Source organism: Corynebacterium sp. Marseille-P4321 (assembly GCF_903645305.1).
Taxonomy (GTDB): domain Bacteria; phylum Actinomycetota; class Actinomycetes; order Mycobacteriales; family Mycobacteriaceae; genus Corynebacterium.
Genome location: NZ_CAHJXO010000002.1, coordinates 450,169 through 463,211 on the forward strand (window position 1 = coordinate 450,169; position 13,043 = coordinate 463,211).

The following is a 13,043-nucleotide window of genomic DNA, read 5'->3' on the forward strand; positions in this document are numbered from 1 at the left end:
TCCCCACATATGCCCTGTATCCCACCCAAGGAAACCATGACGCTCCGACAGATCTGCTCCGTTGTTGCCTCCGTAAGCCTCCTCGGTTTTTCCGCGGCCTTGTTCAGCCCGGGGTTGGTCACTTCACCCATCGCAGCAGCGCAGGAACCGGCTTCGACGCACCGCACTGTAACGTCCGGAACGATGGACTGGGGTGTGCGAGAGTCGTTCCGCAAGTACATCGAAACGGGCGTGGCCAAGGGCACGATCACCACAGGCGGTGGTGCGACCCGGCCAGGCGGCGCGTTCAGTTTCCCGGTGGAGTCCTCAGCGATCACCTCCGCGTCCGTCGGCCAGCTCAATTTCAAGGGCGAAGTCAACTTCACCGGCCATAACGGCGCGCTGGATATTACGTTCAAAAACCCGATCCTCGTGGTCAACAACACGCAGGCCGAGCTGCGGGTGGATTACGCGTCGCGGAAGTACGAGGGCGTGAACGCCACCGGTGCGATGCGCACGGGACAGCAGGAGGTACTCGCCACTGTCGCACTGAGCTCTGCACCGAATTTCGCGGCCGCGCAGACCACGCTCTCAGGGGCGGTCACCCTCACCTCCTCTGGTGCGGAGATTTTCGGCGGCTTCTACGAGACAGGAGAAGAACTCGACCCCATCAACATCAGGCTTTCGCTTACCGACGCCTCCGGCGCCGCCCCCACCCCGCAGTTCACGCTCGGCTCCGGTGGAGCGGGCACCGGCACAGGCGCCACCCGCTCGAACGCGACCTCCGGTCCCGCCTACCTGCTAGGCAAAGTCAACGACACCCTGGTCGAAGTAAACGGGTTGTTCGTGAACACCGAAAGCATTCTGCGCAGCGGTGAGAATTTGCACAACCGCGTGCTGCCAAACCAACAGACTGGCACCACGAGCACTGGCACCGGCGCCTCCGCCAAGACCACTAACTCCGCGAACACTGCAAACACCGGCTCACGCACCTCGGCAGCCAACACCGGTACCACCAACACCGGCTCCGGTGGCGGAAGCGGCACCACCAACACCGCCTCCGGTGGCGGAAGCGGCACCACCAACACCGGCTCCGGTGGCGGAAGCGGCACCACCAACACCGGCTCCGGTGGCGGAAGCGGCACCACCAACCAGGCGCAACGGGCTGGCGGCACTAACCCCGGTACATCCGGAGCAGCAGCTGGCGGTGGATCCATAGGCGGAGTCTGTGAGGGCAACGCTTCGCGCGGCGTGGTCAGCGCGGAAGCACAATGGGGCATCCGGCAGTCCTTTCGGACGTACATCCGCGGCAACATTGCGAAGGGCAGCTGGGAACTGAAGGGCGTCGGCGACAACGGCAGCACCTTCACTTTCAACGGCGACTCGGGAGCCGTCGACACCGCGGCGCGCACCGGCTCAATCCTCTTTCCCGGCTCCATCAGGTTCACCGGTCACGGTGGCGTGCTGGACACCCGTTTCTCCAACATGGAGATCCAGTTCAACGGCGATGCCGGAAAGATCGTGCTGAACGCGTCATCTAACAGCACAGACGGCACGCCTAACGATTTCGGGCGGGTAGCGATCGCCAACCTTTCGTTCACCAACCTGGACGTTTCAGACTCGACCGTCGCTGGCACCGCGCAGGCGTCACTGACCGAGGCGGGTGCTGAAGCCTTCGGACAGTTCTACCCGCCGGGGGACCCGCTCGACCCGATTAGCTTCTCCGCCCAACTCGGCGGGTCGGCGAACTGCGTCGAGGGACAGGGCGGCAGCTCCTCAGCAGGCTTGACCGGAAAAGGTGGTTCCGCCGCCGACGCGGCCGCACTCCGCAGCGGCGGGGCCAGCACCACGGCACAGACCAAGCTGCAATCTGGCGGCGGTAGCGCTTCTGCCACAACAAGCGGCTCCGGTGGCAGCGTTTTCGACGACCTAGACGATGCCGAAACCATCGAGTCCGCTGGCCAGCCCGAAGGCGGGCAATTCAAGATCAAAAATATGGCGACCGGAGCCGAAGGCGCGGGCGGCTGGGACGACTCCGCCGTAGCCAAACTCTTACTGCTCTTGGCTTCCCTGATCGGGGCGGGCGGTGCACTAACCAGATTCATTGCGACAGCATAGAAAGACACACAACACAATGAAGCTCTCGACACGAGTAGTTGCCTCTGCCACCACCGCGGCGGTGGCGCTTTCCCTCGGCGGCTGCGCCGCGTGGGATAACCCCGTACAGGAACAATCGCAAGCTTTGGCAGACTCTCTCGAGGCCACCGGCGACCCCCACCAGGCCCAAGGGGTGTCCATGGTCAGCGAGATCTCCGAAGTCGAACCAGTCGACACGCCTCGTGAAGAAGCGCTGCCTGTGGAACTCACAGACGCCGATGGCTTCGACGTGACTGTCACCGACACCTCCCGGATCCTGGCGCTAGACCTCTACGGCACCTACACCAAGACGTTGCGCGGAGTCGGCCTCGCAGACAACATTGTTGGCCGCACCGTCAGCTCCGCGGAGCCATCGCTAGCGGAACTACCCGTGGTGACCGAGAACGGCCACTCGCTCAACGTTGAGGCCATCTTGAACTTACGCCCAACCCTGGTCATCGTGGACCACTCCGTCGGCCCGATCGAGGCCATCGACCAGATCCGCGCGGCAGGTGTCACTACCGTAGTAATGGAACTGACCCGCTCGATGAATACAATTGGCGAAGACATCATGAATGTCGCCGCCGTTGTCGGCGAGCCGGAAGCTGGCCGTCTCCTAGCCGAGCGCAGCGAGCGCGAAGTTCAAGAAGCGATCGAGGCGATTGCCGAGGTCGCACCCCCGGAACCACTGCGCATGTCCTTTCTCTACGCCCGTGGCACCGGTGGCGTGTTCTACCTTCTCGGAGGCGGCGAGGGAACCCAAGACCTCATCGAAGCGCTTGGCGGCATCGACGTGAACACAGAAAATGGGATCGGTAAGACCTCGCCGGCCAGCCCGGAGGCGCTTGCCGACGTCAACCCGGAGATCTTCGTCATGATGAACGGTGGCCTGAAATCCACCGGCGATATCGAAGGCTTGTTGCAGCGTCCCGGCGTCGCACAGACCACCGCCGGGCAGCACAAGCGGGTCCTTGCACTACCGGACGGCGACTCACTTGCCTTCGGCCCCCAGACCGGCGAACTGCTGCTGCGCGCCGCGCACGCACTTTACGGGGAGGGTGAGTGAGCGCAAAGCCAAACGCGTTCCACGCCCGCCGGCGCGGCCGGGTGATACTGTTCGCGGTCACCGCAGTGCTGCTCGCCGCCACCGCAGTGGCCTCGATCATGGTGGGGCAGTTCGAGCTCTCGCCTCGTGAGCTCTGGCCGATCATCGCTGCCGGGCCGATGACCGCGACCTCGCTCGACGCAAGCGTGGTGTGGCAGATTCGTCTCCCCCGCCTCGTTCTTGGCCTGTTTGTCGGCGCCGCGCTCGGTGCAGGCGGCGCGCTCATGCAGGCCGTCTTCGCCAACCCGCTCGCGGAACCCAGCGTCATCGGTGTTAGTTCGGGTGCGGGAGTGGGCGCGGCAGCCGCGCTCGTCTTCGGGGTCAGCGCCTTCGGCACAATGACAGTGCCCGTCTTCGCGTTCATCTCCGCAATCTTGGCAACCGTGGTTGTCTATCAGCTGTCGCGCTCCGGGGGCAGGGTACGAGTAATCAACCTCGTGCTAGTCGGTATCGCAGCGAACGCAATCTGCGGAGCGATGATCTCGCTATTGACCTTTATGGCGCCGACGAGCGCCCGCGAACAGATCATCTTCTGGCAGATGGGTACCCTCGCCGGTGCCAGCTGGGCACAGACGGGAGTGGTCGCTGGAGTAAGCACCGTCGCGCTCGTGCTCGCCATGTTCTTGGGCCGCAAGCTCGACTTACTCGCACTGGGCGACCAGGCTGCCTACCACGTCGGGCTCAACGTGTCACGGCTGCGGATGGTGGCCATTGTCTTGTCCACGCTACTCACCGCGGCTGCAGTATCCTTCGCGGGCCTTATCGGGTTCGTGGGGCTTGTCGTCCCGCACATCGTGCGCACCGCGGTCGGCCCCTCCAACGCCGTACTGCTGCCCGCCTCCGCCCTCGGCGGGGCGCTCCTCATCGCGGCCGGCGACATATTCGCGCGCACGATCATTCCGTTCGCAGACCTTCCCATCGGCATTTTCACCGCGCTGATCGGCGGACCGACGTTCTTCTTCCTGCTACGTCAGATGATGCGAAAGAACCACGAGCTATGACAGTCACCGCACACGATGTCACCATCATGAAACAGGGCCGCACGATCCTGGAACGTGTCTCAATGACCGCCTACGCCGGAGAGGTCACAGGCCTTATCGGACCGAACGGAGCTGGTAAATCAACGCTGCTCGCTGCGTTATCCGGCGACACACCGGTCGTGTCCGGGGCTGTGGAGGTGGCGGGCAAGGATGCGTCGACAAGCAATGCCCAAGCTCTCGCGCGAACGCGCGCCGTCATGCTGCAAGATGTCCGCGTCGCCTTTTCCTTCTTGGTCCGCGACGTGGTGGAGATGGGACGTCACCCCTGGGGCTTGGGACCGGACGACGAAGAGATTGTCAACGCCGCTCTAGAAGCAACCGGCATGACTCACCTACAGGACCGCGAGATGGAGACGCTCTCCGGCGGCGAGCGCGCCCGCGCCGCGTTTGCCAGGGTGCTCGCCCAACAGACGCCGGTGGTGTTTCTAGATGAGCCGACCGCAGCGATGGACGTGCGTTTCCAAGAACAGACCATGGGGGTAGTTCGGATGCTTGCGAGACGGGGCGTGACCGTCATTGTAGTGCTGCACGACCTGCAGCTCGCAGCGCGCTACTGCGACCGGGTGGTGTGCCTCAAGCAGGGCAAAGTCGCCGCCGCGGGCACCGTCGACGAAGTTTACGATGACAGCATTTTAAGCGCGGTGTACGACTGGCCAATCACGGTACTGCGCAGCGCTGGCCATGTCTTTGTGGCGCCGCTCGAAGCCGACGGGCAGGCAATCGGGGGCACATCTGCTACCCCCGTAATTGAATAGGCAAGCCTAAGCTGTATATGGTTAGCCTGACCTAAACACGCGCTATGTGCTTGATCGAAAGGACCTTGGATGTCTCGCACCTCCGCCCTCGCAATTGCAACCGCAGCCACCGTGGCCGCCTCCACCCTCGTCGCGCCCGCCGCGTCCGCCGACGCCCCGGCAATCCAGTCAGGCACTGCCAACTGGAACATCAAGGCTTCGTTCCTTCGCTACGTGCAATCGTCGTTCGTGAACAGCACCATCACCGTCACCGACGGCGCGGAGAAGGTGCTCGCCGACGGCAAGCTGACTAACTTCACCCTTCCGGTCAACGCCGCCGACTCCGCCCTGGACGCGAACGGCAACGGCACCATCGATCTCGACGGTGCAGTGCACATCGTGGGTCACCACGGCGCTATGGACATTCGAATGTCAGACTTCAAGATCGTGGTCAACGGTGACAAGGGCGCCCTTCAGGCCGACTACGAGCGCAAGGGCTCCATGCCGGGCAGCTCCGAGCCGGACACGGCTACCGGCGACGACAAGCCGATCGTCGAGTTCGTCGTCAGCGACAAGATCGTCCCGGGCGCAGACCAGAAGTACAACGCCACCTTCACCCCGACCTCCATGACGGAGTTCGGTGTCGACATTTTCGGTTCCAGCTACACCGCCGGCAAGCCGATGGAAGACGGTCACGTCGCCCTCAACCTTGCTTTCGAAGGCGCCAAGCAGGAGACCACCCCGTCCAACACCACGGATAAGCCGGGCGAGACCAAGCCGACGGACGCCGGTTCAAGCACCGGCGCCATCATCGGCATCGTCGTCGCAGTTCTCGCAGTGCTTGGCGGCCTCGCCTTCGCCGCGACTCAGCCGGGCGTACAAGCGATGATTAACCAGTTCCTCGGTGGCTTGCCGTTCTAATGCGTACAGCAGGAGCCCTCACCGTGGCGGCGGCAATCGGCCTCAGCGCAATCCCGGCCGCCGCGGTTGAAAAGCCCGCAGAGCAGGGTGTGACCGAGCGCCTGTCGTCTACCGACGAGGGCTCACCAGCCGCCAATTTGACCGCGGTGGTGAACTCGCTCATCGCAGTTGTCGGTTTGGCATTCGCGCTTGCCGCGCTAGTGCAAGGAGCGGCGACCATTCTGGGAATCACACCACCTCCGCTACCGCAGCTTCCCACGCGGTAGCAGGACCCCTCCACGCCATCTCGGGAACAACAGGGACACTGCCCTGCCACTCCGAGGTGGCTTTTTCATACCTAAAACACCGAAAAGACAGCACCATGCACACACCTAAATGCTTGAATACCGCGGTTGCTACGAGCCTCATCGCCGCTGCGGTAGCTTTCTGTCCAAACGCCACCGCGGCCAACACAGCGAAGGTTGCCGATGGATTGTTCGTATGGCCAATCTCAAAGGGTTTCCTGAACCAGGCGGTCAACGTCGGCAAAGGGCAGGTCACCACAAGCGACGGCGCGAGATGGAACGCGGAGACGCTCAAAGTCTCGTTCCCCGTCACCTCCACAACCCGCTCCGGTAACACGCGGACATTCGCCCTCGACGGATCCGCTCAAATCCAGGGGTACAAGAACGCAGGCGGCTTCGACGGGTGGGCCGTGGACGTCACTTACTCCGATCTGAAGATCGAGGTGCAGGGCACCGATGCCACTCTCATCGGCGACTACCGCCTCACCGGCGTGGCAAATAAGACCTTCGATCCGGTCGGCGCTGAAGGTGACAACGAGCCGCTCGTGACGTTCACGCTGAACGACGCAGTCGCCCCACCGAAACCCATCGCAGAAGAAAACCGCACTACTTTCTCAGACACGGGACTCGAAAAGTCCCTCATGCACTACCCGAAAGGCACGGAATTGAAGGACTCCGGTGCGGATTTGCGCGTCGAGTTCGACAAAGACACAGCCTTAGCACCGAGCAGTCTCTCCCCCGGCGCGGTAGCAGGCATTCTGCTGGGTGTGGTAGCCGTGCTCGGTACGCTGGGCTGGGTGGCCACCCAGCCATCTGTCCGTGCACAGGTTGAGCGGCTGTTGGCGTCGTAAAGCTAAAGCCCTATTTTTTCTTTTTCTTCTTGCCGTCTTTGCCCACCTTGCGCTGCTCCAGCTGCGCGGCGGCGTCCGGCACGTAGCGGAACTCCTCACGCGGCGGGCGCTCGTAATCGGTGGTCTCCGGGCGTTCCGGGATCTCCGGCAAATCACGGTCGACGTGCTCGTACGGGATCGTCGAGAGCAGGTGCGAAATCACATTGATACGCGAGCGCTTCTTGTCTTCACTCTCCACCGTGTACCACGGCGCGGAAGGGATGTCGGTGTGCACGAACATCTCGTCCTTAGCGCGGGAGTATTCCTCCCACTTCGTGATGGATTCCAGGTCCATCGGTGAGAGCTTCCACTGACGCAGCGGGTCCTCGCGGCGGGAAACGAAGCGCTTGTACTGCTCCTCATCAGACACGGAGAACCAGTACTTGCGCAGCATGATGCCGTCTTCCACCAGCAGACGCTCGAAGATCGGAGCCTGGTGGAGGAAGCGGCGGTACTCCTGCGACGTGCAGAAGCCCATCACACGCTCGACACCTGCGCGGTTGTACCAAGAGCGGTCGAAGATCACGATCTCGCCGGCCGTTGGCAGGCGCTCGATGTAGCGCTGGAAGTACCACTGCCCCGCCTCACGGTCGTTCGGCTTCGGCAGCGCCTCCACGCGACAGGTGCGCGGGTTGAGGTACTGGGTGATGCGCTTGATGGCAGAACCCTTGCCAGCCGCGTCGCGGCCCTCCATGACGATGACAAGGCGTTCGCCGTTTTCCACGACCCACTGCTGCATCGCCACGAGCTCTGCCTGGAGGCGCAGCAACTCCTTCTCGTAAGCCTTCTTGGACAGCTTCGGTGGCTTCTTCTCTTCGCTCATAAGAATCCACCGTACAACTGGGGCCTACTTCGGCCTACTTCACCTGGAATTCCGCCATCTCGTCCCACTCGGTCTTGCCCTCAATGAGGGTGTTGATGATGGTGGGCGTCTCTTTCAGAATCGTCGGGAAGAACTCCTGCGCATCCTTGAAGTGCTGGGAGTTCACGTGCGCCTCCGCGGCGTCGTCCTTGAACCCTTCGACAAGGATGTACTCGTCCGGATTGTCGGTGTCGCGGTACCAGTTGAAGAAGAGGTTGCCCTCCTCGGCGCGGGAGGCCTGCGTGAACTCGTCGACAAGCTCGCGGAAGTTCTCCACGTTTTCGGGCAGGGGCTTAAAACGGACGTTGATAAGGATCATGCCCCTACCCTACAAACCTCGGGCGCGCGACGAGCGCGCAGAAGCCGCGCCTAGTTCAGGAAGTACTCCACCAGGTAGATGGTTTTGCCGTCTTTCGAGGTAGCGGTGGCGACGCCGAAGCGCTTCGGGTTCGGGTCCTGGGTCGTTTCAACCGCGTCCACGCGCTCGTCTTTGGTGAGGTAGTTCATCCGCTCCAGCGCATCGGTGGGGCTGAGCCGGTAGATGTTGCCGGTTCCGCGGGTCAGACCAGTCGTGCCACGCCCCACATCACCGGTGAACGTCGCCTTGCCCTCCACGGCCTCGCGCGCCCAGTCGCTCGCGATGCGCTGCGCTTCCGCGTCCTGCGCGTGCCCCTGTGCCAAGAGCTGTTCGCGGGACTTGGCGGCCACCTTCTCCTCCAGCGGCGCAGTTTCTGGCACCTCGACAGGAGCGGTGGTGGCCTGGCGCTTCGCGGCCGCGTTGTTCACGCGCGGATCCAGCTCAATACGCTGCGGAACCGCAATACCGAAGACACTCGCAGCGTCGCGCACGCCCTTGGGCACCTCCACGGAAGGAAGGCGCGGGAACGTAAACGAACTGGTGAATACCGGCGACGCCGGCTGAGACGACGTGTCGTTCGCAGTTTGCGCAACGGGGACTGCAGGGGCTGCAGGGGCCGCGGGGGCTGAAGGGGCCGCGGAAATGGGCTGAGCAAGGGCCGCCGGTGCTGCCCCAACAAGCAGTGTGACTGCCGCGGCGACAGCGAGCGGCCTACGTGTGTTATGTCCGAAAATCCTCATGCGTTATATTCTGCCACATTTCTCCAGTAAGTACACCTGCATAGATGTGCTGCAATGCGTACAATGGGCGAAGATGCCACCCCCCGATCTAGGTGTGAGCTGCACGCAGTTCGCGCACGTAATGGCTCTGCGGACGGCAAATATAAGAAGGAGGGATCTTTTTTGGAGCCGGAGTACATTGTTGAACAATAGATGGGTTATACTTTTCCAAGTTCCTAGCAATACAGGTGACATTGCACCGTAAAGGTGCAGGTCACACGATAAAAACACGGATGTCATGCTTGCTCACAACGTTTCCGCCGAGATTCGCCGCGCGATTTCGCGAGGCGAGTTCGCCCCGGGGCAGAAGCTCAACGAGGTAGCCCTCGCTGAGCGCTTCGGCGTATCGCGCAACACGCTGCGCGAGGCGTTCGCGATGTTGACGGCTGAGGGTCTCTGCGAGCGCATTCCTAACCGCGGCGTATTCCTCGCAACCCCGTCGCCGGAATTTGTCACTGATACCTTCCGTGCCCGCGCCGCTATTGAGCCGGCCGCTCTGCTGTGGGGCCCGGACTTGGATATCGAGCGACTTGAGGAACTTAACGCCGAGGGGCAATCCGCGATTGAGCAGGAAGACGACGATCTCTTCATCGCGGTGAACCAGGCATTCCACCACGTGGTGCTGTCCTCCATGGGTTCCAAAACCCTGGGCGACACCATGGACCAGCTTGACGCGTTCATGCGCCTGGCAATGCTGCCCATCTTGGAGCGCGACCCTTCGTTCAACCGCCGCTTCATCGAGGTCAATGAGCACGTCGTCGAGCTGGTGAAGTCCGGCGACCGCCAGGCGGCTTCGGACTACTTGCAGGACAAACTCCTCGAGCAGTCCATGGTGATCAACGAGATGATCGAGAAGATCAACAACGGCCAGATCGGCTAGGCCAGCCCGAGAACCTTGGCCAGCCCTAGCCCTTAAGGGCCTTCGAGCTGGCATCGGGCTTTCGCCCTACCCCTCCAGCTGCTCGCCGAGTTCGAGCCACTCCATTTCCAACTCGTCGCGTGTCTCCCGCACCTGCGACAGTTCTTTGGTCTTCGACGCGATCGCTTCGAAATCAGGCGCAGCCTCACCTGACAGCGCGGTGATCTCCCCCTCCAGCGCGTCAGCTCGCTCGGTCTCCTTCGCGATCTTGCGCTCCAGAGCATTCATACGCTTGCGAACTTCCCGCTCCTCTTGCGAAGACAGGGTGTTGCCAGCAGTGCGTCCCTCCGCAGTCGCGGCTACCTCAGCCGCCTGGGGCCTATCCCCCAGATCGAGCTTCCCGGATGCAGGTACCTGCTGCGCGCGCTGGTCCAAGTACTGCTGGATCCCGCCGGGCAGGTTGGTCAGCTTGCCGTCGCCGAACAGCGCATAGGTGGTGTCGGCGATGCGCTCAATGAGGTAGCGGTCGTGCGAGATAACCACCAGCGTTCCGGGCCAGGAATCAAGCAGGTTCTCCAGCTCCTGGAGTGTGTCGATATCTAGGTCGTTCGTCGGCTCGTCGAGAAGCAGCACGTTTGGCTCGCTCATCAACACCCGGGTCAGCTGCAAACGGCGCCGCTCGCCACCGGAGAGATCGCGCACCGGGGTGCGCTGGCGCTTCGGGGAAAAGCCGAGGCGTTCCGCGAGCTGCGAGGCTGATAATTCCCCCTTTCCGAAGGAAATGTAGCTCGCCACGTCCTCCACCGAATCGATGACCGCACGGTCTGGATCCAGGTCGTCGAGCTCCTGGCGCAGCCACCCAATCCGCGTGGTCTGGCCCTCGATCCGCTTGCCCGCCGCGAGAGGGTACTCACCGGCCAAAGTGCGAAGCAGAGTCGTTTTGCCGGAGCCATTGACCCCCACAAGGCCGATACGCTCGCCCGGCGCGAGCCGCCAGGTGAGATGGTCGACGAGCGTGCGCCCATCCGGCGCGTCGATACGCGCGTCTTCGAGCTCGATGACCACTTTGCCCTGGCGCTGCTTGGAAAACGCCATCAGCTCCACCGTGTCACGCGGCGGCGGCACGTTCTTAATTAGGGCCTCGGCCGCCTCGATGCGGTAGCGCGGCTTCGAGGTGCGCGCAGGTGCTCCGCGGCGCAGCCACGCGAGCTCCTTGCGGGCGAGGTTCTGTCGGCGCTGCTCAATCGCGTCCGCTTGGCGGGCACGCTCCGCGCGTGCGAACGTCCAGTCGTTGTATCCGCCCTCGTAGACGTCCACCGCACCATCGTGCACCTCCCAAGTGAGGTTGGCCACCGTGTCTAAGAACCAGCGATCGTGCGTCACCACAACCACCGCGACCTTGCGCGCAAGTAGATGCTCGGCAAGCCACTGCACACCCTCGACGTCTAGGTGGTTCGTCGGCTCGTCGAGCACCACCAAGTCGAGGTCCTGCACGAGCGCGGCCGCCAGGTTCACGCGCCTGCGTTCACCGCCAGAGAGTTGCCCCACCGGTGTATCCAGGCCGAGCTCGGCGACGCCCGTGCCCTGGAGCACTTCGCGTACCTTCGCGTTCGACGCCCACTCGTAGGTGTTCAGGCCTAGGGGTTCCACCACAGCCTGGCCTACGGTGAGCTCCTCGTCTAGCTCGAAGCGCTGAGTAACTACCGCCATGCGCAACCCGGAGGTATGTGACACCCGGCCTTCGTCCGGCGGCTCGATGCCAGTGAGCACCTCCAGCAACGTAGTCTTGCCGCCGCCGTTCACGCCGACGATGCCGATGCGGTCTTGCGTCTGCACGCCGAGCGAGACCCCGTCGAGCAGCGTTTTCAGCCCCCAGGTTTTGGAGACGTTTTCCAGGTTGATCAGGTTAGCCATATCGGGAGTTCATTCTACGCAGGCAGCAAATGGTGCAGCGTGCGAGTACGTCGCAGCATCGCGACGATATGCGCACAAGCCAACGCGTCCGAGTCAGCCCGGTGGTGGTTCAGTGCGAAACCGGGGGCGCAGTACTCGGTGACCGTCGGCAACGTGTGGTCCGCGAGCCCCGGAAGCAGGCGCCGGCTCATGCGGCACGTGCAGTAAAACGCCTTGGGGTACGTGCCCGTGAAGTAGTAGCGATCGAGGCCCCGCCACACCGACGCATCGAACGTGGCGTTGTGCGCGTAAACGGGTGCATCGCCCACGAACTCCACCACGTCGTCGGCAATGTCGAACCAGCTCGGCGCATCCTCCACGTCGCCGCGATAAATGCCGTGGATGTGGCTGAATTCGAACAGGATGTACTCCTCCGGCGGTCGCAGGTAGGTGCAGAAAGAATCGACGACTTCCCCACCGGAAACCTTCACCATGGCGACTTGGCACGCAGAGGCGCCGGAGATGCGGTTCGCAGTCTCAAAATCCACGGCGACGTAGGTGTCTTTAAGCAGTTCAGCCTTGGGCGGTATCCATATCGACGGGGCCGCTTTCTTCACCCGCGGCTGCCTCGCCCTCCCGGTGAGTTCCGCGCGCGGCGTGGCCGGAATAGCTTTTGCCTGCGCCACTTTCTCCCGCCACCGTGCCCGCGCCGGAGCCGGGTCTGCGCCCGCCTGCCGGGCGAGGTTCTCCTCTGCTTTCGCGAGACGCTTTTCTAGATCGGCACGCATGTCGGGGTGCGGCGGATCGAACCCGAGAGCAAGCCAGTCAGTGATGGTGGCTACCGCGTCCTGGTCTCTTCGCAACGCCTGTTGCAGGGCTACCACCTCCACCACGTAGAGCTCGTAGACGTTCGACGGGTCGCGTTGCGCCGCTTGCCGCATTGCGTCCATCGAGCCTTCGGCCAGCGCGAGCGCTGCACGCAGCTCGCCGCCGCGCTTCAGACGCGCGATCTCGGGCAGGTGCTCCCAGATCGGCCGCCCGCGAAATTCCGGCGGGCGCCACTGCGGTTCCGGCGGTTCAGCGAGGTCGCGGAGGTTGGCTTCCACCGCGCTGGTGGTGCCGTGAAGGTAGTTGCGGGTTGCGTCGAGAAGCGGCATGCCCCGCACCCTAGTAGGACGAAAGACGCGAGGCGAACATACATTC

General features: G+C 63.1%; 13 protein-coding genes. 8 read left to right on the plus strand and 5 right to left on the minus strand.

The features are described from left to right. Positions 1-36: 36 nt before the first annotated feature. The 7 genes from HWX32_RS07425 to HWX32_RS07455 all read left to right on the plus strand — a co-directional run bounded on the left by HWX32_RS07425 (position 37) and on the right by HWX32_RS07455 (position 7,050). Entirely contained in the window at positions 37-2,097 is a 2,061-nt protein-coding gene (locus HWX32_RS07425) for an HtaA domain-containing protein (RefSeq protein ID WP_175935370.1), read from the plus strand. 16 nt (positions 2,098-2,113) lie between these two features. Beyond that, positions 2,114-3,181: a hemin ABC transporter substrate-binding protein gene (locus tag HWX32_RS07430; RefSeq protein WP_075469038.1), complete on the plus strand. Its 1,068-nt coding sequence runs from the start codon at positions 2,114-2,116 to the stop codon at positions 3,179-3,181. Then, positions 3,178-4,221 (plus strand): iron ABC transporter permease, encoded by a 1,044-nt coding sequence (locus HWX32_RS07435; protein ID WP_254868333.1) that lies wholly within the window; start codon positions 3,178-3,180, stop codon positions 4,219-4,221. Before HWX32_RS07430 ends, HWX32_RS07435 begins: the two co-directional genes overlap by 4 nt. Next, positions 4,218-5,015: a heme ABC transporter ATP-binding protein gene (locus HWX32_RS07440; RefSeq protein ID WP_175935371.1), complete on the plus strand. Its 798-nt coding sequence runs from the start codon at positions 4,218-4,220 to the stop codon at positions 5,013-5,015. The genes HWX32_RS07435 and HWX32_RS07440 overlap by 4 nt, the downstream gene beginning before the upstream one ends. Positions 5,016-5,084: 69 nt before the next feature. After that, positions 5,085-5,915 carry an HtaA domain-containing protein gene (locus HWX32_RS07445; RefSeq protein WP_075469041.1) on the plus strand — a complete coding sequence of 277 codons (831 nt, stop codon included), beginning with the start codon at positions 5,085-5,087 and terminating at the stop codon, positions 5,913-5,915. After that, a complete protein-coding gene (locus HWX32_RS07450) occupies positions 5,915-6,181 on the plus strand; it encodes a hypothetical protein (RefSeq protein WP_131820157.1) in 267 nt (88 codons plus the stop codon). Before HWX32_RS07445 ends, HWX32_RS07450 begins: the two co-directional genes overlap by 1 nt. Positions 6,182-6,387: 206 nt before the next feature. Beyond that, a complete protein-coding gene (locus tag HWX32_RS07455) occupies positions 6,388-7,050 on the plus strand; it encodes an HtaA domain-containing protein (protein WP_075469043.1) in 663 nt (220 codons plus the stop codon). Between the two features lie 10 nt (positions 7,051-7,060). On the opposite strand, the gene ppk2 is transcribed toward HWX32_RS07455, so the two are convergent. Genes ppk2 through HWX32_RS07470 form a run of 3 tightly spaced genes read right to left on the minus strand, consistent with a single transcriptional unit; the run spans position 7,061 to position 8,800 of the window. Beyond that, entirely contained in the window at positions 7,061-7,912 is an 852-nt protein-coding gene (ppk2, locus tag HWX32_RS07460) for a polyphosphate kinase 2 (RefSeq protein WP_075469044.1), read from the minus strand. A 34-nt stretch (positions 7,913-7,946) separates the two neighbouring features. Next, positions 7,947-8,270: a putative quinol monooxygenase gene (locus tag HWX32_RS07465; protein ID WP_175935372.1), complete on the minus strand. Its 324-nt coding sequence runs from the start codon at positions 8,268-8,270 to the stop codon at positions 7,947-7,949. 50 nt (positions 8,271-8,320) lie between these two features. Next, positions 8,321-8,800, minus strand: coding sequence for a hypothetical protein (locus HWX32_RS07470; protein ID WP_075469046.1), 480 nt, complete (start codon positions 8,798-8,800; stop codon positions 8,321-8,323). Between the two features lie 526 nt (positions 8,801-9,326). Between HWX32_RS07470 and HWX32_RS07475 the strand changes: the two genes are divergently transcribed. Continuing rightward, the gene (locus HWX32_RS07475; RefSeq protein WP_075469047.1) at positions 9,327-9,968 is read left to right on the plus strand and encodes a GntR family transcriptional regulator; all 642 of its coding nucleotides are present in this window, start codon (positions 9,327-9,329) and stop codon (positions 9,966-9,968) included. A gap of 66 nt (positions 9,969-10,034) precedes the next feature. Here HWX32_RS07475 and HWX32_RS07480 read toward each other — a convergent pair whose 3' ends face one another. Beyond that, positions 10,035-11,861 carry an ABC-F family ATP-binding cassette domain-containing protein gene (locus tag HWX32_RS07480; protein WP_175935374.1) on the minus strand — a complete coding sequence of 609 codons (1,827 nt, stop codon included), beginning with the start codon at positions 11,859-11,861 and terminating at the stop codon, positions 10,035-10,037. 14 nt (positions 11,862-11,875) lie between these two features. Beyond that, the gene (locus HWX32_RS07485) at positions 11,876-12,997 is read right to left on the minus strand and encodes an exonuclease domain-containing protein (protein ID WP_175935375.1); all 1,122 of its coding nucleotides are present in this window, start codon (positions 12,995-12,997) and stop codon (positions 11,876-11,878) included. Between the last annotated feature and the right edge of the window lie 46 nt (positions 12,998-13,043).

What these genes read in the sequence shown, in the direction of transcription:
- HWX32_RS07425 (WP_175935370.1), top strand. Translation starts at nt 37, where the DNA reads ATGACGCTCCGACAGATCTGCTCCGTTGTTGCCTCCGTAAGCCTCCTC.
- HWX32_RS07430 (WP_075469038.1), top strand. Translation starts at nt 2,114, where the DNA reads ATGAAGCTCTCGACACGAGTAGTTGCCTCTGCCACCACCGCGGCGGTG.
- HWX32_RS07440 (WP_175935371.1), top strand. Translation starts at nt 4,218, where the DNA reads ATGACAGTCACCGCACACGATGTCACCATCATGAAACAGGGCCGCACG.
- HWX32_RS07445 (WP_075469041.1), top strand. Translation starts at nt 5,085, where the DNA reads ATGTCTCGCACCTCCGCCCTCGCAATTGCAACCGCAGCCACCGTGGCC.
- HWX32_RS07450 (WP_131820157.1), top strand. Translation starts at nt 5,915, where the DNA reads ATGCGTACAGCAGGAGCCCTCACCGTGGCGGCGGCAATCGGCCTCAGC.
- ppk2 (WP_075469044.1), bottom strand. Translation starts at nt 7,912, where the DNA reads ATGAGCGAAGAGAAGAAGCCACCGAAGCTGTCCAAGAAGGCTTACGAG.
- HWX32_RS07465 (WP_175935372.1), bottom strand. Translation starts at nt 8,270, where the DNA reads ATGATCCTTATCAACGTCCGTTTTAAGCCCCTGCCCGAAAACGTGGAG.
- HWX32_RS07475 (WP_075469047.1), top strand. Translation starts at nt 9,327, where the DNA reads ATGCTTGCTCACAACGTTTCCGCCGAGATTCGCCGCGCGATTTCGCGA.
- HWX32_RS07480 (WP_175935374.1), bottom strand. Translation starts at nt 11,861, where the DNA reads ATGGCTAACCTGATCAACCTGGAAAACGTCTCCAAAACCTGGGGGCTG.
- HWX32_RS07485 (WP_175935375.1), bottom strand. Translation starts at nt 12,997, where the DNA reads ATGCCGCTTCTCGACGCAACCCGCAACTACCTTCACGGCACCACCAGC.